Origin of the sequence: Pseudomonas sp. NPDC088322 (assembly GCF_044740745.1) — a bacterium.
Lineage (GTDB): Bacteria > Pseudomonadota > Gammaproteobacteria > Pseudomonadales > Pseudomonadaceae > Aquipseudomonas > Aquipseudomonas shirazensis.
The window spans coordinates 278346-297119 of record NZ_JBIURK010000006.1; the positions used below are offsets into that span (position 1 = coordinate 278346).

Sequence of the window (18774 nt, forward strand, 5' to 3'; positions counted from 1 at the left end):
TTTTTTGCTCTATGTTTCGCGGGCTGGTCCCTGTTGCGCGTCGCGCGGGCCACCGCCCCTCTTAAGGTCACACCAGATGGACATGCAATCCCGAATTCGCCGGCTGTTTCAGGCCAGCATCGACACCAAGCAACAGGCAATGGACATGTTGGCGCCGCATATCGAGCAGGCCAGCCTGGTCATGGTCAATGCCATGCTCAATGAGGGCAAGATGCTCGCCTGCGGCAACGGCGGCTCAGCCGGCGATGCTCAGCATTTCTCGTCCGAGTTGCTCAACCGTTTCGAGCGTGAGCGCCCGAGCTTGCCGGCGATCGCGCTGACCACCGACAGCTCGACGATCACCTCGATTGCCAACGATTACAGCTACAACGAAGTGTTCTCCAAGCAGATCCGCGCCCTCGGCCAGCCCGGCGACGTGCTGCTGGCGATCTCTACCAGCGGTAACTCGGCGAACGTGATTCAAGCGATCCAGGCCGCACATGATCGTGAAATGATTGTCGTAGCAATGACCGGGCGCGACGGCGGTGGCATGGCCTCGCTGCTGCTGCCCGAAGATGTCGAGATTCGCGTACCGTCGAACGTGACTGCGCGGATCCAGGAAGTCCACCTGCTGGCGATCCACTGCCTGTGTGATCTGATCGACAGCCAACTGTTCGGGAGTGAAGAATGATCCCCAAGCGTTTTGGCCTGATGGCCCTGACTCTGTGCCTGAGCCTCTCCGGCTGCAGTTCGGTATTGACCTCTACCCGCGACAATCCTATCGAGGACGATCGCGGCACCCGCACCATCGGCAGCAAGATTGACGATTCACTGATCGAAACCAAGGTCTCGGTCAACATCGCCAAGGCCAACCCTGACCTGGACAAAGGCTCGCACATCGTTGTCAGCAGCTATAACGGCGTTGTCCTGCTGGCCGGGCAAACCCCGCGTGCCGACCTCAAAAGCCTCGCCGAGCAGACCGCCGGCCAGGTGCAACGGGTCAAGAAGGTGCATAACGAAATCCAGGTGATGCAGCCGTCTTCGATTCTGGCGCGCAACAACGACGCCTGGCTGACCACCAAGATCAAGGCGCAGATGCTTGGCGACGCCAATGTGCCTGGCTCGCGCATCAAGGTCATCACCGAAAACGGTATCGTCTACCTGCTCGGCCTGGTTACCCAGGGCGAAGCCAACGCCGCGACCAGCGTGGTGCAAAGCGTTTCCGGCGTGCAGAAAATCGTCAAACTGTTCGAATACATCGACTAAGTCGCACCCGGCGGGAGGGCTGCGTCCTCCCGCCCTCCTCACCCGATCCAGGAAATACTCCATGACCAAGTTTCTGCTGCCCGCGCTGCTGATCGGCGCCTGCGCATCCCTGGCTGGCTGCTCCAGCCCGAGCATCATCACCCTGAATGATGGCCGTGAGCTGCAGGCATTGGACCAGCCCCACTTCGATCGCGCCTCTGGCTTCTATGAATTCGAACAGCTGGACGGCAAGCGCACGCGCATCAACAAGGATCAGGTTCGTACCATTACCGACCTGTAATTGCTGATCCAACGCTTACGAAAAAGGCGATCCTCTCGGATCGCCTTTTTCGTTACTTGACCACCTTCAGACTCGGTCGTCCGCTAGGACGCGGCGGCTGGCCACCACCTTCGGGCGGGCCGTCGTTATCCGGCTCGTCAACTTCATCCTCAAGCTCTTCATCATCCAGCAGCGAAGGCTCAAGCTCGAACACCATGCCCTGACCGTTCTCGCGGGCGTAGATGCCCAGGATCGCACCAGTGGGCACGAACAACGAATGCGCGACGCCGCCGAAGCGGCCTTCAAAGCTCACTGCGTCGTTATCCATGTGCAGGCTGCGCACCGCACTGGGCGACACGTTCAGGACAATCTGACCATCACTGGCGAAGCCCTGGGGCACCTGGACTGCCGGAAACTCGGCATTGACCAGCATATGGGGCGTGCAATCGTTGTCGACGATCCACTCGTACAGTGCTCTAACCAGATAGGGGCGACTGGAGTTCATCAACGGCTCCTTAAAGCTTGCGCATTTCACGTTCAGCAGCAGACAGGCTCGCCTGGAATGGCTCGCGGGCGAACTGTCGCTCCATATAATCAAGCAGCGGCTTGGCTTGCCGCGGCAGTTCGATACCCATCACCGGCAAACGCCAGAGTATGGGCAGTAGACAACAATCGACCAGGCTTTGCTCATCACTCATGAAGCAGGCCATCTCGGCAAACAATGGCGCAACCCCGGTCAGGCTCTCGCGCAGTTCCTTGCGCGCCTTTGCCTGCGCAGCCTCGGTGCTGCGCTTGTCGAGCAGCACGTCGGCCAGCGAGCACCAGTCGCGCTGGATGCGGTGCACCAGCAGGCGGCTGTTGCCGCGTGCGACCGGATACACCGGCAGCAGTGGCGGGTGCGGATAGCGCTCATCGAGGTATTCCATGACCACGGTCGACTCGTACAGCGCCAGATCGCGATCAACCAGGGTTGGCACACTGGCGTAAGGGTTCACTTCAACCAGCTTGGGTGGCACACGCCCAGGATCGACGTCGATGATCTGCACGCTGACGCCCTTTTCGGCGAGCACCAGGCGGACCCGGTGCGAGTAATGATCAGCGGGATCGGAATAGCAGGCTAACCTGTTGGTTACGCCCATGCAGCGCCTCCTCGTGGGGATGCTTGTAAAACACAAATGCAAACGCGCCCTGAGGGGCCCAATGCAGTTGCACGGGGCGCCTCAGGGCGCGTTCAACTAACCAGAAACTACTGCGTGATCAGTGCACGTCCTTCCAGTATTCGCGCTTGAGCAAGTAGGCGAACACGAAGAAGAAAGCCAGGTACAGCAACACATAGGTACCGATGCGCTGGCTCTCCAGTTTGACCGGGTTGGCCGAATAGGCCAGGAAGGTCACCAGGTTCTTGACCTTCTCGTCGAACTGCTCGGGCGTCAGGGTACCGGATTTCGGCTCGATGGTCAGCTGATCACATGCTTCATGGGTCAATGGGCTGCCCGTCAACGGGTCATATTGCTTCTTGCCGTCGACGACGCTCTGCACCTGCTTGCAGCCAATCACCTGATTACCCTGCAGGCCAACCAGCACGTTAGGCATGCCGACGTTGGGGAAGACCTTGTTGTTGACCCCGTATGGCCGCGACTTGTCCTCATAGAAGCTACGCAGGTACGAGTACAGCCAATCGGTACCACGCACCCGCGCAACCAGGGTCAGGTCTGGCGGCGCAGCGCCAAACCAGGTCTTGGCATCAGCCGGCTGCATGCCGATCTGCATGTGGTCGCCGATCTTGGCACCGGTGAACACCAGGTTTTCCAGCATCAGCTCATGGGGGATACCCAGGTCATCAGCGACCCGCTCATAGCGCTGGAACTTGGCGCTATGGCAGCCCATGCAATAGTTGGCAAAGGTCCGCGCACCATCCTGCATGGCGGCTTTGTCACTCAGGTCGATATCGACCTTGTCCAGCTCCAGGCCGTGTTCCGCGGCAAAGGACAAGGCAGGCATCACTGCCAGGAACAGTACTGCAATAAGCTTTTTCATCAGCCAGTCACCCTTTCCGGAACCGCTTTGGTCTTCTCCAGCCTTGTGTAGAACGGCATCAGCAGGAAGTAGGCGAAATACAGCACGGTACAGACCTGCGACAGCAGGGTCCGCCCCGGAGTAGGCGCCAACACACCCAGCACACCGAGAATCACGAAGCTGACGCAGAACACCAGCAGCCAGATCTTGCTCAGCCAGCCCTTGTAGCGCATGGAACGTACCGGGCTGCGGTCAAGCCAGGGCAACACGAACAACACGGCAATGGCGGCGCCCATGGCGATCACGCCGAACAGTTTGTCGGGCACCGCGCGCAGGATCGCGTAGAACGGTGTGAAGTACCACACCGGAGCAATGTGCTCGGGTGTCTTGAAGGCGTTGGCTTGCTCGAAGTTTGGTTTTTCGAGGAAGTAGCCGCCCATTTCCGGGAAGAAGAACACCACCGAACAGAACACGAAGAGGAACACCACCACGCCGACGATATCCTTGACGGTGTAGTACGGGTGGAACGGGATACCGTCGAGGGGGATGCCGTTTTCGTCCTTGTGCTTCTTGATGTCGACGCCGTCAGGGTTGTTCGAGCCGACTTCGTGCAGCGCCAGGATATGCAGCACCACCAGGCCGAGAATGACGATCGGCAAGGCCACCACATGCAAGGCGAAGAAGCGGTTCAGGGTAATCCCCGAGATCAGGTAGTCGCCGCGAATCCACTGGGTCAGGTCATCGCCGATCACCGGGATGGCGCCGAACAGCGAGATGATTACCTGCGCCCCCCAATACGACATCTGGCCCCAAGGCAGCAGATAGCCCATGAACGCTTCAGCCATCAGCGCCAGATAGATCAGCATGCCGAACAGCCAGACCAGCTCACGCGGCTTCTGATAAGAGCCGTAGAGCAGCCCGCGGAACATGTGCAGGTAGACCACGATGAAGAACGCCGAGGCGCCGGTGGAGTGCAGGTAGCGCAGGATCCAGCCGTACTCGACATCGCGCATGATGTACTCGACCGAGGCGAACGCCTCTTCGGCCGAAGGGGTGAAACTCATGGTCAGCCAGACGCCGGTAACAATCTGGTTGACCAGCACCAGCAACGCCAGCGAGCCAAAGAAGTACAGGAAGTTGAAGTTCTTCGGCGCGTAGTATTTGCTCAGATGCTCTTCCCACATCTTGGTCGCGGGGAAGCGCGCATCGATCCAGTCCATGAACTTGCTCATCATGCGTTCTCCTGATCGACGCCGATGACGATGATGTCGTCCGTCTCGTATGAGTGCGGAGGCACTGGCAGGTTGAGAGGTGCCGGCTGGGACTTGTAGACGCGGCCAGCGAGGTCGTAGTGAGAGCCGTGGCAGGGGCAGAAATAGCCACCGACCCACTTGGGCCCCAGATCGACCGGCGCCACTTCAGGACGGAAGGTCGGCGAGCAGCCCAGGTGGGTGCACAGGCCAACCAGCAGGAGGATTTCCGGCTTGATCGAGCGCACCTCTGGGTCGACGTAAGTCGGCTGCACCGAGGCCTGCGATTCCGGATCAGCGAGCTCGCCGACGATTTTCTTGAGATTGCCGAGGATCTCTTCTGTGCGTCGCACGATGAATACTGGCTGCCCGCGCCACTCAGCAACCATCTGCTGGCCGGGTTCAATCTTGGCAATATTGACCTTCACCGGTGCACCGGCGGCTTTCGCCTTGGCACTGGGAAACCATGACCCCACGAACGGTACCGCAGCCCCCACAGCCCCCGCTGCACCCACCACGGACGTGGCGGCTACGAGGAAGCGGCGCCGGCCTGCGTTGACGCCGTCATTACTCATTCAGTCCTCTCCCATCAGCTGCTCTGGCCTGTTGAACCAGGCCTGTATTTTGTGAATGTCTGTGGCACTAAATTTTGGTCGCCATGGTAAGAAACAAATCCACACACTGACAAGGTGATTAGCCCCGGCCGGGCTACAACCCACGCTTTGCTTGATCTGCGTCTATAAGGCGACTTGCCACGGACATGCTGACAGGTTAGTTCAAGGCAAAAAAAAAGCCCGGTTCCAAGGAACCGGGCTTCTTTCGACTGCCGAAGCGAAATTAACGCTTGGAGTACTGAGGACGCTTACGTGCTTTACGCAGACCCACTTTCTTACGCTCGACTTCACGAGCATCGCGGGTTACGTAGCCAGCGCGACGCAGAGCAGGGCGCAGGGCTTCGTCGTAGGCCATCAGAGCGCGGGTGATACCATGACGGATCGCACCGGCTTGACCGCTGACACCACCACCGGAAACGGTGACGTAGATGTCGAACTTGGCAACGTTCTCGGTCAGCTCGAGGGGTTGACGAACAACCATGCGAGCGGTTTCGCGACCGAAGAAAGTGTCCAGAGGACGGTTGTTGATGGAGATGTTACCGGTACCTGGACGCAGGAAAACGCGAGCGGTTGCGGTCTTGCGACGGCCAGTGCCGTAATTTTGAGTCGCCGACATAATGAACTATCCCGTTAGATCTTCAGTTCTTGAGGCTGCTGAGCAGTGTGTGGGTGAACAGCGCCCGCGTACACTTTCAGCTTGCGGTACATGTCGCGACCCAGCGGGTTCTTAGGCAGCATGCCCTTGACCGCGGTCTCGATGATACGCTCAGGGGCCTTGGCGATCAGCTTGTCGAAGCTGATTTCCTTGATGCCACCTGGGAAGCCGGAGTGGGAGTAGTACATTTTGTCAGTAGTTTTAGCACCAGTGACACGTACCTGCTCGGCGTTGATTACGACGATGTAGTCGCCGGTGTCAACGTGAGGGGTGTATTCAGCTTTGTGCTTGCCACGCAGACGAAGAGCGATTTCGGTAGCCAGACGACCCAGGGTCTGACCAGCGGCGTCGACGACGAACCAGTCGCGCGTAACTGTTTCTGGTTTAGCAGTAAAAGTTTTCATTATCTCTAAAGCCTCAGAGGCCGCCCAAGCAATAAAAAATAGACGGCGAATCTTACTGGATAGTGCGCAACTTGACAAGCAAGCACGCAGCCGAATACGGACGCTATTGGGGGCTCGGGTCGGGCACGTCCAATATCCGGCGGGTTTCTCTCGTAATGCAGTGCATCACTTCCGCAAAACGGAGAGGGGCAGGATTATCCAGATTGCAGAAAAAAATTCAACCTGCTTTTATGGTCTTTTTCGCCAGAGAGAAGCTTCCAGATGGAATACCGCAAGCTCGGCCGTACCGACCTCAACGTCAGCGCCCTGTGCCTGGGCACCATGACCTGGGGCGAGCAGAACGATCAGGACCAGGCTTTCGCCCAGATCGCCCGGGCCAAGGCCGGCGGAATCAACTTCATCGATACCGCCGAAATGTACCCGGTGCCGCCGCGCCCGGAGACCTACGCCGCCACCGAACGAATCATCGGTAACTGGTTCAAGGCCAACGGCGATCGCGACCAGTGGACTCTGGCGAGCAAGGTTGCCGGCCCGGGCAACGGCATCAGCCACATCCGCGACGGCCAGCTCAAGCACAATCGCCAGCACATCGTTGCCGCGCTGGACGCAAGCCTTGAGCGCCTGCAGACCGATCACATCGACCTGTATCAGCTGCACTGGCCGGAGCGCAGCACCAACTTCTTCGGCAAGCTCGGCTATCAGCACCTGCCGCAGGACCACTTCACGCCACTGGAAGAAACCCTTGAGGTGCTCGACGAGCAGGTTCGTGCCGGCAAGATCCGTCACATTGGCCTGTCCAATGAAACGCCATGGGGCACGATGAAGTTCCTGCAGCTGGCCGAGAGCCGCGGTTGGCCGCGGGCAGTATCGATCCAGAACCCCTACAACCTGCTCAACCGCAGCTTCGAGATCGGCCTGGCCGAAGTGGCGATCCGCGAGCAATGCGGGCTGCTGGCCTACTCGCCGCTGGCATTCGGCATGCTTGCCGGCAAGTATGAAAACGGCGCCAGACCTGAAGGCGCGCGGTTGACGCTGTTCAACCGCTTTGCCCGCTACTCCAACCCGCAGACCGTGGCCGCCTGCAGCCGTTACGTGCAGATAGCCCGCGAGCATGGCCTGGACCCGGCCCAGATGGCCCTGGCGTTCGTCACCCGCCAGCCGTTCGTGACCAGCAATATCATCGGTGCGACCAGCCTTGAACAACTGGAAAGCAACCTCGCCAGCGCCGACCTGAACTTGAGCGATGAGCTGCTGGCAGCCATCGAAGCGGTCCACCAGGATCAGCCAAACCCGGCGCCGTGATTCAGCCGTAACAAAGCGGCAGCGGGTCAGCCCGCTGCCGCAGGCAGCTGGATCGGGACGGGGTAGACACAATCGCCAAAAAATAAGACGATCCAGCCGGTGATTGACCACTCTACCCTAATAAGAACAATGACAATGATCTTTACCCAACCCACCGCTTCATTGCGGCGCGTCAGCATTCTGGCCGTCGATAATGTGTTCGCCTCGACCCTGATGCAGGCCAAGGATTTCTTCCACCTGGCCAGCCTGCGCTACGGCAAGCAAATGGGCCTGGGCCTGCAACCGATGTTCGAAATCTGCCTGGTCAGCCCCGACGCTGCACCGGTGGACAGCTTCAGCAACGTGCAGGTGCCGGTAGACGGCGGCCTGGGCGATGCCGATGTGATCATCCTGCCGGCGTTCTGGGATGACTTCGACAACCTCCAGCAGCGTTATCCGCAGGTCTTGCCATGGCTACGCGAGCAGCATGCGCGTGGCGCGGTGCTCTGTGGCGAAGCCAGCGGCGTGTACTGGCTGGCCGAAGCGGGCTTGCTCGATGGCAAGGAGGCGACCACCTACTGGCGCTTCTTCACTGACTTCGCCGAGCGCTTCCCGGCTGTGCGGCTGAACCAGGACAAGCACCTGACCGATGCCGACAACCTGTACTGCGCGGGCGGCGCGACCTCGGCCTGCGACCTGTACATTTACCTGATCGAGCGCTTCTGCGGGGCCAATGTCGCCCGCGCGGTAGCCCGCGACATCCTCTATGAAGTGCAACGCAACTACACCCCAGGGCGTATGGGTTTTGGTGGGCAGAAGCTGCATCAGGACCTGATCATCCTGCAGATTCAGCACTGGCTTGAAGAGCATTTCGCGGACAAATTCCGCTTTGAAGACGTCGCCCGCAACCATGGCATGAGCATTCGCAATTTCATGCGCCGGTTCCAGACGGCTACCGGCGACAAGCCCCTGCACTATCTGCAACGGCTACGCATCGAAACCGCCAAGGGCTTGCTGTCGAGTACCCGCAAGAGCATCAAGACCATCAGTTATGAGGTGGGCTACGACGATGCGAGCTTCTTTGCCCGCTTGTTCCGCCAGCATACCGAGCTGTCGCCGAACCAGTATCGGCAGCAGTTCATGCAGGAAGCGTGAGCCACATTGGGGCTGCCTTGCAGCCCTTCGCGGGTGAACCCGCTCCCACAGGAGCGGGTTCACCCGCAAAGCGGCCCCAACTACACCGAATTAAGGCTTATGCGCTCGCGCCAGAAACTCGTGCGACTGCATCTCCAGCAAACGGCTCAGCGTACGCTGGAACTCGAAGCTCAGCCGCCCGCCGGTGTACAGATCCTTCAACTCAACCTCAGCTGAAATGATGAGCTTGACGTTACGGTCGTAAAATTCATCGACCATGTTGATGAAGCGCCGGGCGATATCGTCGGTAGCCACACCCATCTGCTCGACATTGCTCAGCAGCACGGCATGGAAGATCTTGCCCAGCTCGATGTAGTCGTTCTGGCTGCGCGGCCCGTCGCACAAGGCGCGGAAGTCGAACCAGGCGACATCGTCACAGGTACGCAGGGCGTGAATCTCGCGATTCTCGATCATCAGCACGTCGTTCTCGACCGCCTGCGTGCACTCCGGGGTCAGCGCCTTGAAGCTCTGGCGCAGGCTCTCGTGCGCAGCGGCGTCGAGCGGGAAGTGGAACAGTTCGGCCTGCTCGAGGTGGCGCAGACGATAGTCGACGCCGCTGTCGACGTTCACCACATCGGTGTACTGCTTGATCATGGCGATGGCTGGCAGGAAGCGCGCACGCTGCAAGCCATCCTTGTACAGGCCGTCAGGCACGATGTTGGAGGTCGCGACCAGTGATACGCCGTTCTTGAACAGCTCTTCCATCAAGGTGCCGAGGATCATCGCATCGGTAATGTCAGAGACGAAGAACTCATCGAAACAGATGACCCGGGCTTCGTTGGAGAAGCGCTTGGCGATCACCGTCAGCGGGTTCTTCTCGCCCTTGAGCGTGCGCATTTCTTCGTGCACGCGCTTCATGAAGCGGTGGAAGTGCGTGCGCATCTTCTGTTCGAACGGCAGCGCCTCATAGAAGGTGTCGACCAGATAGGTCTTGCCGCGCCCTACCCCACCCCAGAAGTACAAGCCCTTGACCGGGGCCTGGTCCTTCTTGCCGAACAGCTTGCCGAGCACGCCGGGCTTGTTGTTCTGCGCCGCGACCAGGTCGTCGTACAGACGCTGCAGATGACGCACCGCTGTTTCCTGCGCCGCATCATGGAAGAAATCGGGACGTTTGAGATCTGCTTGATATCGTTCTAAAGGCGTCATAATTCGCTGGCGAGGTAACAAAAGCGGGCCGTCACTGTAGCGACGGGCCCGCATAATGGCAATCAGACTTGCGGCGAAATGCCTCAGTCGGCTTGTGGCTGGAGCGCTGCGTGCAGGGCTTGCACGGCAGCGTCGCGCGCTGATGCATCGGCAAACTGCGGGCCTTCCGCGACCTGCTCACCGTTCAGCCACAGGGCAAAGCTCAGGCCGTCGACGCGTACATCGGCTTCACCACCCTGCTGCAGTTGCTTGCTCACCGCACCGGCGCTCTTGCCGTCGGCGAAGCTGCGCGACAGCAGCAATTGCTCGCCATCGGCGGCCAGCAGGCGGAAGCGGAAGCTGCCGTCTTCATCACGGAAGCTGACAAAGCGGGCGCTCTTGGCGGCCTTTTTCTTCACGTCGGTGCTGGCCTGGACACTGCTGCGGAACGAGCGCAGGCCGACCGCTTCGCGCAGTTGTTCAAGGAACGGCGTCGCGCTCTTGCGCGCCTTGGCCGCGCCGGCCAAAAGGATGTCTTCAAGGTCAGCAGGACGTGCGATCAGCTGATGGTAATGCTCGCGTGGCGCGGCCAGTTGGCCGTCCAGCAGCTGGAACAGGCGCTGCTTGGCCTCGCCCCAGCCCAGCCCTTGCAGCAGTGCTTCATGCAGCTCTGCCGATTGCGCCGGGGTAGCGAACGCTTGGTACAGGGTGAACAGGTGCGAGCTGTCCGGGTCTTTCGCTTCGCCGGGTGCACGGGAGTCGGTGACGATGCGCGAGATGGCGTCTTTCATGTCCTTGGCGCTGGCGAACAACGGGATGGTGTTGTCGTAGCTTTTGGACATCTTGCGCCCATCCAGACCCGGCAGGGTCGCCACGCTTTCTTCGATCACCGCCTCAGGCATGGCAAAGAACTCCTTGCCCTGGCCGAACAGGTGGTTGAAGCGCTGGCCAATGTCACGGGCCATTTCCACGTGCTGGATCTGGTCACGGCCAACCGGCACCTTGTGCGCGTTGAACATGAGAATGTCCGCCGCCATCAGCACCGGGTAGCTGAACAGGCCCATGGTCACGCCGGCATCCGGGTCTTCGCCGTTTTCCAGGTTCTTGTCTACCGACGCCTTGTAGGCGTGGGCGCGGTTGAGCAGGCCCTTGCCGGCAACGCAGGTCAGCAGCCAGGTCAGCTCAGGGATCTCGGGGATGTCGGACTGACGGTAGAAGGTGACTTTGTCCGGGTCGAGCCCGCCCGCCAGCCAGGTGGCGGCGATCTCCAGGCGCGAACGCTGGATGCGCAGCGGGTCATCGCACTTGATCAGCGCGTGATAGTCGGCCAGGAAGTAGAACGAGTCGGCACCGGGCTGCTGGCTGGCAAGGATGGCCGGGCGAATGGCGCCGGCGTAGTTGCCCAGGTGCGGGGTGCCGGTGGTGGTGATACCGGTAAGAATGCGCGTAGTCATGGGTAATCGCTTGATCAGGCTTGGCTCAGTTCGAGAGGCGCGGCAGCACCAGATCCTTCAGATCGGTCAGCTTGCCATGGAAAAAGTGTCCGCATTCTGCCACTTTCAGCAGCTCATGGGGGCGCGACAGGCTGTCGGACCATTCGTAAACCAGCTGAGGATCGACGACTTCGTCGCTGTCTGGCTGGATGACGGTCAACGGGCAAACCTGCGGCAGCGGGAAGTCGTCATTCAAACGCATCACAGCAGGTGCGATCATGAACAGCTGCTGCAGCGTTGCGCCCTGGCTTTCCAGACGCCCGGCAAGACTCGCGGCAACGAAACCGCCAAACGAGAAGCCCATCAGCACCAGCGGCAGCTCGGGATAGCTGGTCCGCACCCAGGCGGCGACGGCCTCGGCATCAGCCACTTCACCCGCGCCCATGTCATGGCTGCCAGCGCTTTGGCCGACGCCGCGGTAATTGAAGCGCAGCGTGTTGTAGCCAGCATCGCGAGCAGTGCGTTGCAGGGTCGAGACCACCTTGTTGAGCATGGTGCCGCCCTGCACCGGATTAGGGTGGCAGATCAGCACTACGCCACGCGGCTCGGCCACTTCCAGCTGCAAGGCTTCCAGTTGGCCGCATGGGCCATCGATGAACAAGGGGGTTTCGCGGATAAGCAAAGCACTACTCCGTGACCTCGGAAGGGGTCGACTCGTCTAGCTGATGAATTCTGTTCTGAAATATTTGCGATCGTTCGCGGTATACAGCGCAGGTCTGAGCCGTTAACGTAAAGCAAAGCCGTTTATAGAGGAAGGACTCGTGGAACTCTCGCTCCTTGTTTGGTTGTTGCCGACCCTGGCCCTGGTCGTCGGCGTAGTCGTCGGCTTCGTCGTGGCCCGCCTGCTGCCCAACGCAGCGCCCAGCAGCACACAGCGTCAACTGGATGATATCCAGCAACGTTTCGACAGTTATCAAAGTGAAGTGGTCACCCACTTCAACAGCACCGCAGCCCTGGTTCAACGCCTGACCCAGAGCTACCAGGACGTGCAGGATCACCTGGCCGACGGTGCCAACCGCCTGGCCCTGGACGAGCTGACCCGTCAGCGTCTGCTGGCAGCGCTGCATTCGGAGGCTGCGCAAAGCCATCGCGATCGCCTGACGCCGCCGAAAGACACCGCCGAAGTGCCGCGTGACTACGCGCCCAAGACGCCTAACTCGCCGGGGATGCTCGACGAGAGCTACGGCCTCAAGCGCTGATCCGAGCTGTAAGCACTGGTTCTTCAAGGTTTTATTGCTGATGTTGGGGCTGCTTTGCAGCCCTTCGCGGGTGAACCCGCTCCCACAGGTTTTTGCAGCGCCGCCTTAACCTGTGGGAGCGGGTTCACCCGCGAAGGGCCGCAAAGCGGCCCCTTTTCGATTCATGAGCGAAGCCTGAGCCCGCTCAAACGCTGGCGCGCAATGCCTGCTCGATATCAGCCAGCAGGTCCTCGATATCCTCAAGCCCCACCGACAACCGCACCAACCCCTCGCCTATGCCGTGCTGCGCACGTTCTTCAGGGGTGTAGCTGGAGTGGGTCATACTCGCTGGATGCTGGGCCAGTGACTCGGCATCACCCAGGCTGACCGCGCGGCTGAACAGCAGCAGGGCATTCATGAAGCGCCGACCGGCTTCGATACCACCCTTGAGTTCGAAGGCGATCATGCCGCCGGGCAAGCGCATCTGCCGCTGCGCCAGCGGGTACTGGGCGAAGCTCGCCAGGCCGGGATAATGCAGCAACTCGACCTGCTGCTGGCCCTGCAGAAACGCAGCCACCTGCGCCGCATTGGCGCAATGCCGATCCATGCGCAGGCCAAGCGTCTTGATTCCGCGCATCAGCAGTGACGCATCGTGCGGCGACAGCACCGCGCCAGTCATGTCTTTCAGACCTTGCAGACGAACACGGTCAATCAACGCCTTGCGCCCCGCCACCAGCCCGGCAGTGATGTCGCCATGGCCACTCAGGTATTTGGTTGCCGAGTGCACGACCAGGTCCGCGCCAAGCTCCAGCGGCCGCTGCAGGTAAGGTGTACAGAAGGTATTGTCGACCACCACATGGATATCACGACCGTGCACGGCCTGCGCTACGGCGGCAATATCGACCAGTTCCAGAGTGGGGTTGGCGGGCGACTCGAAATAGATCATGCGAGTTTTGTCGTTGATCGCAGCGGCCAGCGCCTGCGCGTCGTTGAGGTCGACGTGCCGGATCTTGACGCCGAACTCGCCGATACCGTGGTGCAGGAAGGCAAAGGTGCAGCCATAGAGCGTCTGGCCGACAATCAGCTCATCGCCAGGGCGCAGCAAGGTCCACAGGGTGGCGGTGATCGCGCCCATACCTGAGGCAAGCGCCAGCCCTGCCTCAGCGCCTTCCAGTGAGGCGATGCGCTGTTCCAGCAAGTCCAGGGTAGGGTTGGAAATACGGCTATAGAAATGCCCCTGCTGCTCCCCGGCAAAGCACGCTGCGCCATATTCGACCGTGGGGAAGGCATAGGTAGCCGTCTGGTAAATCGGCGGCACCAGCGCCCCGCCATGGGCGATCGGATCGTAGCCGTGGTGAATGGCTCGGGTGGAGAATCCGGATTGGCGCTTGGCAACGTCCATGGCTACAGCCTCTTGTGGTTTGTTATAAGCTTATGCCAACGAACCACCGGGATTTTTCCAAAGTCGCCCAGCAAAATCGGCGTCTGCGGGCATAAAAACAACAATTGACTCTCTGGAAGGGCAAGCCATGCCTACGACCCTTGACCGCACCGATCGCGCCCTGCTCGGCGCCTTGCAGGACAACGCCCGCCTCACGGTTTCCGAACTCGCCGATCGGGTTTCCCTGACCACTTCGCCCTGCTGGCGGCGGGTCAAGCTGCTCGAAGACAACGGCTACATCACTGGCTATCAGGCAGTGCTCTCGCCCAAGGCCTTGGGCTTTGGCGTGACCGCGTTCGTCAGCATCATGATGGATTCACATACCAAAGAGATGGCCTTGGCATTTGAGCGGCGATTGCTGGAAATTCCCGAGATCGTCGCTTGCCATAACGTGTCCGGACGCTACGATTTTTTGCTGGAGATTCTGGCGCGGGATCTGGAATCGTTTGGGGAATTTACCCGCGAGGTGCTGCAGCGGCTGCCTGGGGTGAAGGAGATCTATTCGAGTTTTTCGTACAAGGCAGTCAAGGAGCGGCGGGTGATTCCGGTATCCGAGAAGCACATTTGACGGCCCCACTGCAGCCCTTGTCGATCTTCAGGCACACGCAACAAACAAAAAACCCCGCCGAAGCGGGGTTTTTCAGTTACCTCAACGGGTCTTAGATAGCACCACGCTGACGCAACACTTCCAGCACCTGCTTGACGCCGTCTTCGACGCTGCTGCTCTGGGTATCGATCACCAGATCTGCATCCAGCGGCACATCGAACGGGAAGCTGTCACCCGGAATGTTGTCGCCACCAGCGGCATACAGACCTTGTGGATCACGCTCGCGGCACGCCAGTGGCGAAGCCTGCACGTACACCGTGATCAAGCGCTCCTTGCCGATCAGCGCCTTGGCCTGTTCGCGGCCTTCGGCATCCGGTGCGACGAACGCAGCCAGGGTCAACATGCCGGCTTCGTTGAACTGACGCGCGACATGCGCGGCGCGACGCCAGTTCTCGGTGCGCCCGGCGCGGTCCTGTGGCAGGCCCTTGTTCAGGTCATGGCGCAGGTTCTGGCCATCGAGCACGTAGACCGCCCGGCCCATGTCGAACAGCTTGCGCTCCACGGCGTAGGCCAGGGTGCTCTTGCCAGCGCCGGACAGGCCGCTGAACAGCACGGTGGCTGGCTGCTGACCAAAGCGCAGAGCGCGCTCTTCGGTGGTGACATGGGCCTGCTTGCCATGCTGACCAGTGCTGCCGTGCGGCAGTACCGGCGGTGCGATGATCATGCCGGCACCAACGGTGCCGTTGGTCAGGCGGTCAATGACGATGAACGCGCCCGTAGTGCGGTTGCTGTCGTAGCCGTCCAGCGCGATGGCGGAGTCGAGGCTGACCTTGACCCGGCCGATCTCGTTCAACTGCAGCGAACTGGCCGCGCCCTTGTCGAGGGTGTTCACATCGACCCTGTGGGTGATGCTGGCGATCGAGCCCGGCACGTAGCTGGTGGCGCGCTTGATGTCGTACTTCTTGCCCGGCAGCATCGGCTCTTCGGCCATCCACACGAGCATGGCGTCGAACTGGTCGGTCACCGGCGGCACGTTGTCGGCATGCACCAGCAGGTCGCCACGGGAGATGTCGATCTCGTCTTCCATGGTCAGGGTCACGGCCTGGCCTGGGCCGGCGTGCTCAAGTTCACCTTCATAGGTGACGATGGATTTGACCCGGCTGCTCTTGCCCGACGGCAGTACGACGATCTCGTCGCCCTTGTGCACCACGCCGCTGGCGAGGGTGCCGGCAAAGCCGCGGAAGTTCAGGTTGGGCCGGTTGACGTACTGCACCGGGAAACGCAGGTCGGTGAAGTTGCGGTCGGCAGCGACTTCGACGGTCTCGAGGATTTCCATCAAGGTCTGGCCGCTGTACCACGGCGAACGCTCGCTGCGATTGACCACGTTGTCGCCCTTGAGCGCCGACATCGGCACGAAGTGCAGGCTGCTCGGGGTCAGGTCGATGGCCTGCGCAAACTTCAGGTAATCAGCCTTGATCGACTCGAACAGCTGCTCGTCGAAGCCTTTGAGGTCCATCTTGTTGACCGCAACGACGATGTGCTTGATGCCCAGCAGCGAGGCGATGTAGCTGTGCCGACGGGTCTGGGTCTGCACGCCGTAGCGGGCATCGACGAGGATGATCGCCAGGTCGCAGGTCGACGCACCGGTGGCCATGTTGCGGGTGTACTGCTCATGGCCCGGGGTGTCGGCGATGATGAACTTGCGCTTGGCAGTAGAGAAGTAGCGGTAGGCGACATCGATGGTGATGCCCTGCTCGCGCTCGGCCTGGAGGCCATCGACCAGCAATGCCAGGTCGACTTCTTCGCCCGTGGTGCCGGACTTTTTCGAGTCGCGGGTAATGGCCTCGAGGTGGTCCTCGTAGATCATTTTCGAGTCGTGCAGCAGGCGCCCGATCAGGGTGCTCTTGCCGTCATCGACGTTGCCGCAGGTAAGGAACCGCAGCAGTTCTTTGCGCTCGTGCTGAGCCAGATAAGCGACGATGTCTTCGCTGATCAAATCGGATTGATGCGACATGGAGTAACCCTGAAAATTAGAAGTAGCCCTGGCGTTTTTTGTCTTCCATGGAGCCTGCGCCATCGTGGTCGATGACCCGGCCCTGACGCTCGGAAGTGCGCGTCAGGAGCATCTCCTGGATGATGTCGGTCAGGCTGTCGGCATCCGACTCCACCGCGCCCGTCAACGGGTAGCAGCCAAGGGTACGGAAGCGCACCTTCTTCTTGACGATCCGGGCTTTCTCTTCCTCGGAGAGGTGCTCGAGAATGCGCTCGTCGTCGATCATGATCAGGGTGCCGTTCTTCTCGATGACTTCACGCTCGGCGGCGAAGTACAGCGGCACGATCGGGATGCCTTCAAGGTAGATGTACTGCCAGATGTCCAGCTCGGTCCAGTTCGACAGCGGGAAGACGCGGATCGACTCGCCTTTGTTGACCTTGCCGTTGTAGACGTTCCACAGCTCAGGGCGCTGGTTTTTCGGGTCCCAGCGGTGCTTGCTGTCGCGGAACGAATAGACCCGCTCCTTGGCCCGGGATTTTTCCTCGTCGCGGCGCGCACCACCGAAGGCAGCATCGAAGCCGTACTTGTCCAGTGCCTGCTTGAGGCCCTGGGTCTTCATGATGTCGGTGTGCTTGGAGCTGCCATGGGTGAATGGGTTGATGCCCTGCGCCACCCCTTCCGGGTTGACGTGGGTGATCAACTCCAGGCCCATTTCCTCGACCATCTTGTCGCGGAAGCTGTACATCTCCTGGAATTTCCACTGGGTATCGACGTGCATCACCGGAAACGGCAGCTTGCCCGGGAAGAAGGCCTTGCGCGCCAGGTGCAGCATCACGGCAGAGTCTTTACCGATCGAGTAGAGCATCACCGGGTTGTCGAACTCGGCGGCCACCTCGCGGATGATGTGGATGCTTTCCGCCTCCAGCTGTTTCAAGTGCGTCAGTTTGTCGACCATGGCTACTCACGTAAAACGATCTTATGAACGGCCAGCGGGCCGTGTTCGAGCGAGCCACTTTAGCACAGCGACTGCTTCTATTTAGGCAGGCGGCTAGATCGAAACGGTCTAACCATATGACTGCCGGTTTGGGGCTTCAACAGGTGTAAGAGCACGCAATCTGGCGCTCAGATCGGATTCGGGCAGTCGATGAACAGGTGCTCGACGGCAAAGCGCCGGGCCAGATAGTCACCCAGCGCCTGCACGCCATAGCGCTCGGTAGCGTGGTGGCCGGCAGCGATGAAGCTGATACCGTTTTCGCGGGCGCTGTGAAAGGTCTGCTCGGAGGCCTCGCCACTGATGAACAGGTCGACGCCCTGGGCAATCGCCGTGTCGATGTAGCCCTGACCGCCGCCGGTGCACCAACCGATCCGCCGCACCAGTTGCTCGCCTTCGATGAGCAACGGCTCGCGCCCCAGCACCTCTTGCACGCGGCGGGCGAAATCACGCGCCGAGACTGGCTCGTCGAGCGAGCCGAGCATGCCTACCACCTTGGGATTGTTTGGCTCCAGGGGGCCTTCGACGGTGATGCCCAACTGATGCGCCAGTTGCACGTTGTTACCAACCTCGGGGTGCACATCCAGCGGCAGATGGAACGCCAGCAGGCTGACGTCATGCTTGAGCAGCGTCTTCAGGCGACGTTGTTTGATGCCGGTGATGCACGGGTCTTCGCCTTTCCAGAAGTAACCATGGTGCACCAGCACCAGATCAGCCTCGGCTTCTACTGCCGCATCAAGCAATGCCTGGCTTGCGGTAACGCCGCTGACGATGCGGCTGACCTGGGGCCGACCTTCGACTTGCAGGCCATTGGGGCAGTAATCCTGGATCCGTGCGCTGTTCAGATAGCGTTCGGCTTCGGTGACCAGCGTGGTGAGGGCGACGGCCATGAAAAATCTCCTCGCAGTGGCATGTAGGCAGGGCACAAGGCCCTATAATGGCGGCCATTATGAGCTGTCGCCGGCGCTGCGGATACCGCTGGCAGGCGCCCGCCAAACGCACGCCGACGATGCGCCGCAGTGGCCGTCGCCGCGCGCCGTGTTCAGGTGTATCATCGCGCGCGCCTCCCCGGGCCGCTCTGCGACGGC

21 protein-coding genes are annotated in these 18774 nt (G+C 60.6%); 7 read left to right on the forward strand and 14 right to left on the reverse strand.

The annotated features are described in order from the left end of the window. Positions 1–76 precede the first annotated feature (76 nt). The 3 genes from ACIOAU_RS17785 to ACIOAU_RS17795 all read left to right on the forward strand — a co-directional run bounded on the left by ACIOAU_RS17785 (position 77) and on the right by ACIOAU_RS17795 (position 1525). Positions 77–670 (forward strand): phosphoheptose isomerase, encoded by a 594-nt coding sequence (locus ACIOAU_RS17785; RefSeq protein ID WP_101322002.1) that lies wholly within the window; start codon positions 77–79, stop codon positions 668–670. Further along, positions 667–1245, forward strand: a complete 579-nt coding sequence (locus ACIOAU_RS17790) for a BON domain-containing protein (RefSeq protein ID WP_101322003.1) — start codon at positions 667–669, stop codon at positions 1243–1245. The genes ACIOAU_RS17785 and ACIOAU_RS17790 overlap by 4 nt, the downstream gene beginning before the upstream one ends. Before the next feature lie 61 nt (positions 1246–1306). Continuing rightward, the gene (locus ACIOAU_RS17795; RefSeq protein ID WP_101322004.1) at positions 1307–1525 is read left to right on the forward strand and encodes a YgdI/YgdR family lipoprotein; all 219 of its coding nucleotides are present in this window, start codon (positions 1307–1309) and stop codon (positions 1523–1525) included. A gap of 52 nt (positions 1526–1577) precedes the next feature. Here the strand turns inward: ACIOAU_RS17795 and ACIOAU_RS17800 are convergent, their stop codons facing one another. The 7 genes from ACIOAU_RS17800 to rplM all read right to left on the reverse strand — a co-directional run bounded on the left by ACIOAU_RS17800 (position 1578) and on the right by rplM (position 6443). Then, positions 1578–2009, reverse strand: coding sequence for a ClpXP protease specificity-enhancing factor (locus tag ACIOAU_RS17800; RefSeq protein WP_101322005.1), 432 nt, complete (start codon positions 2007–2009; stop codon positions 1578–1580). A gap of 10 nt (positions 2010–2019) precedes the next feature. Continuing rightward, on the reverse strand, positions 2020–2643 hold the full coding sequence (locus ACIOAU_RS17805) for a glutathione S-transferase N-terminal domain-containing protein (protein ID WP_101322006.1): 624 nt from the start codon (positions 2641–2643) through the stop codon (positions 2020–2022). 118 nt (positions 2644–2761) lie between these two features. Beyond that, positions 2762–3541 (reverse strand): cytochrome c1, encoded by a 780-nt coding sequence (locus ACIOAU_RS17810; RefSeq protein WP_101322007.1) that lies wholly within the window; start codon positions 3539–3541, stop codon positions 2762–2764. Beyond that, positions 3541–4752: a cytochrome bc complex cytochrome b subunit gene (locus ACIOAU_RS17815; RefSeq protein WP_101322008.1), complete on the reverse strand. Its 1212-nt coding sequence runs from the start codon at positions 4750–4752 to the stop codon at positions 3541–3543. The genes ACIOAU_RS17810 and ACIOAU_RS17815 overlap by 1 nt, the downstream gene beginning before the upstream one ends. Then, positions 4752–5345, reverse strand: a complete 594-nt coding sequence (gene petA / locus ACIOAU_RS17820) for a ubiquinol-cytochrome c reductase iron-sulfur subunit (protein ID WP_101322009.1) — start codon at positions 5343–5345, stop codon at positions 4752–4754. Before petA ends, ACIOAU_RS17815 begins: the two co-directional genes overlap by 1 nt. A gap of 262 nt (positions 5346–5607) precedes the next feature. Then, positions 5608–6000: a 30S ribosomal protein S9 gene (rpsI, locus tag ACIOAU_RS17825; protein WP_101322010.1), complete on the reverse strand. Its 393-nt coding sequence runs from the start codon at positions 5998–6000 to the stop codon at positions 5608–5610. 14 nt (positions 6001–6014) lie between these two features. Next, positions 6015–6443, reverse strand: coding sequence for a 50S ribosomal protein L13 (gene rplM / locus ACIOAU_RS17830; RefSeq protein ID WP_101322011.1), 429 nt, complete (start codon positions 6441–6443; stop codon positions 6015–6017). Between the two features lie 261 nt (positions 6444–6704). Between rplM and ACIOAU_RS17835 the strand changes: the two genes are divergently transcribed. Further along, positions 6705–7745 (forward strand): NADP(H)-dependent aldo-keto reductase, encoded by a 1041-nt coding sequence (locus ACIOAU_RS17835; RefSeq protein ID WP_101322012.1) that lies wholly within the window; start codon positions 6705–6707, stop codon positions 7743–7745. 237 nt (positions 7746–7982) lie between these two features. Beyond that, a complete protein-coding gene (locus ACIOAU_RS17840) occupies positions 7983–8879 on the forward strand; it encodes a GlxA family transcriptional regulator (RefSeq protein ID WP_178080845.1) in 897 nt (298 codons plus the stop codon). A gap of 90 nt (positions 8880–8969) precedes the next feature. Here ACIOAU_RS17840 and zapE read toward each other — a convergent pair whose 3' ends face one another. From zapE to ACIOAU_RS17855, 3 genes are all read right to left on the reverse strand, one after another. Then, entirely contained in the window at positions 8970–10064 is a 1095-nt protein-coding gene (gene zapE / locus ACIOAU_RS17845; protein WP_101322014.1) for a cell division protein ZapE, read from the reverse strand. An 83-nt stretch (positions 10065–10147) separates the two neighbouring features. Then, the gene (locus ACIOAU_RS17850; protein WP_101322015.1) at positions 10148–11497 is read right to left on the reverse strand and encodes a tryptophan--tRNA ligase; all 1350 of its coding nucleotides are present in this window, start codon (positions 11495–11497) and stop codon (positions 10148–10150) included. Positions 11498–11522: 25 nt separating this feature from the next. After that, positions 11523–12158: an alpha/beta hydrolase gene (locus tag ACIOAU_RS17855; RefSeq protein ID WP_101322016.1), complete on the reverse strand. Its 636-nt coding sequence runs from the start codon at positions 12156–12158 to the stop codon at positions 11523–11525. A 139-nt stretch (positions 12159–12297) separates the two neighbouring features. Here ACIOAU_RS17855 and ACIOAU_RS17860 point away from each other — a divergent pair, with 139 nt between their 5' ends. Then, complete coding sequence (locus ACIOAU_RS17860; RefSeq protein ID WP_101322017.1) at positions 12298–12735, forward strand: YhcB family protein; 438 nt, start codon at positions 12298–12300, stop codon at positions 12733–12735. A gap of 184 nt (positions 12736–12919) precedes the next feature. Here the strand turns inward: ACIOAU_RS17860 and ACIOAU_RS17865 are convergent, their stop codons facing one another. Further along, the gene (locus ACIOAU_RS17865) at positions 12920–14116 is read right to left on the reverse strand and encodes a methionine gamma-lyase (protein ID WP_401183662.1); all 1197 of its coding nucleotides are present in this window, start codon (positions 14114–14116) and stop codon (positions 12920–12922) included. Positions 14117–14243: 127 nt separating this feature from the next. Between ACIOAU_RS17865 and ACIOAU_RS17870 the strand changes: the two genes are divergently transcribed. Beyond that, positions 14244–14723, forward strand: a complete 480-nt coding sequence (locus ACIOAU_RS17870) for an Lrp/AsnC family transcriptional regulator (protein WP_101322019.1) — start codon at positions 14244–14246, stop codon at positions 14721–14723. A gap of 91 nt (positions 14724–14814) precedes the next feature. Here the strand turns inward: ACIOAU_RS17870 and cysN are convergent, their stop codons facing one another. The 3 genes from cysN to ACIOAU_RS17885 all read right to left on the reverse strand — a co-directional run bounded on the left by cysN (position 14815) and on the right by ACIOAU_RS17885 (position 18576). After that, the gene (cysN, locus tag ACIOAU_RS17875) at positions 14815–16716 is read right to left on the reverse strand and encodes a sulfate adenylyltransferase subunit CysN (RefSeq protein ID WP_181107755.1); all 1902 of its coding nucleotides are present in this window, start codon (positions 16714–16716) and stop codon (positions 14815–14817) included. A 16-nt stretch (positions 16717–16732) separates the two neighbouring features. After that, positions 16733–17650 (reverse strand): sulfate adenylyltransferase subunit CysD, encoded by a 918-nt coding sequence (cysD, locus tag ACIOAU_RS17880; protein WP_101322023.1) that lies wholly within the window; start codon positions 17648–17650, stop codon positions 16733–16735. 167 nt (positions 17651–17817) lie between these two features. Next, the gene (locus tag ACIOAU_RS17885) at positions 17818–18576 is read right to left on the reverse strand and encodes a Nif3-like dinuclear metal center hexameric protein (protein ID WP_401183667.1); all 759 of its coding nucleotides are present in this window, start codon (positions 18574–18576) and stop codon (positions 17818–17820) included. Positions 18577–18774 lie beyond the last annotated feature (198 nt).

Excerpts from the sequence above, each read along its gene's own strand:
- ACIOAU_RS17785 (WP_101322002.1), top strand. The coding sequence starts at position 77 with ATGGACATGCAATCCCGAATTCGCCGGCTGTTTCAGGCCAGCATCGAC.
- ACIOAU_RS17790 (WP_101322003.1), top strand. The coding sequence starts at position 667 with ATGATCCCCAAGCGTTTTGGCCTGATGGCCCTGACTCTGTGCCTGAGC.
- ACIOAU_RS17795 (WP_101322004.1), top strand. The coding sequence starts at position 1,307 with ATGACCAAGTTTCTGCTGCCCGCGCTGCTGATCGGCGCCTGCGCATCC.
- ACIOAU_RS17800 (WP_101322005.1), bottom strand. The coding sequence starts at position 2,009 with ATGAACTCCAGTCGCCCCTATCTGGTTAGAGCACTGTACGAGTGGATC.
- ACIOAU_RS17805 (WP_101322006.1), bottom strand. The coding sequence starts at position 2,643 with ATGGGCGTAACCAACAGGTTAGCCTGCTATTCCGATCCCGCTGATCAT.
- ACIOAU_RS17810 (WP_101322007.1), bottom strand. The coding sequence starts at position 3,541 with ATGAAAAAGCTTATTGCAGTACTGTTCCTGGCAGTGATGCCTGCCTTG.
- ACIOAU_RS17815 (WP_101322008.1), bottom strand. The coding sequence starts at position 4,752 with ATGAGCAAGTTCATGGACTGGATCGATGCGCGCTTCCCCGCGACCAAG.
- petA (WP_101322009.1), bottom strand. The coding sequence starts at position 5,345 with ATGAGTAATGACGGCGTCAACGCAGGCCGGCGCCGCTTCCTCGTAGCC.
- rpsI (WP_101322010.1), bottom strand. The coding sequence starts at position 6,000 with ATGTCGGCGACTCAAAATTACGGCACTGGCCGTCGCAAGACCGCAACC.
- rplM (WP_101322011.1), bottom strand. The coding sequence starts at position 6,443 with ATGAAAACTTTTACTGCTAAACCAGAAACAGTTACGCGCGACTGGTTC.
- ACIOAU_RS17835 (WP_101322012.1), top strand. The coding sequence starts at position 6,705 with ATGGAATACCGCAAGCTCGGCCGTACCGACCTCAACGTCAGCGCCCTG.
- zapE (WP_101322014.1), bottom strand. The coding sequence starts at position 10,064 with ATGACGCCTTTAGAACGATATCAAGCAGATCTCAAACGTCCCGATTTC.
- ACIOAU_RS17850 (WP_101322015.1), bottom strand. The coding sequence starts at position 11,497 with ATGACTACGCGCATTCTTACCGGTATCACCACCACCGGCACCCCGCAC.
- ACIOAU_RS17865 (WP_401183662.1), bottom strand. The coding sequence starts at position 14,116 with ATGGACGTTGCCAAGCGCCAATCCGGATTCTCCACCCGAGCCATTCAC.
- ACIOAU_RS17870 (WP_101322019.1), top strand. The coding sequence starts at position 14,244 with ATGCCTACGACCCTTGACCGCACCGATCGCGCCCTGCTCGGCGCCTTG.
- cysN (WP_181107755.1), bottom strand. The coding sequence starts at position 16,716 with ATGTCGCATCAATCCGATTTGATCAGCGAAGACATCGTCGCTTATCTG.
- cysD (WP_101322023.1), bottom strand. The coding sequence starts at position 17,650 with ATGGTCGACAAACTGACGCACTTGAAACAGCTGGAGGCGGAAAGCATC.
- ACIOAU_RS17885 (WP_401183667.1), bottom strand. The coding sequence starts at position 18,576 with ATGGCCGTCGCCCTCACCACGCTGGTCACCGAAGCCGAACGCTATCTG.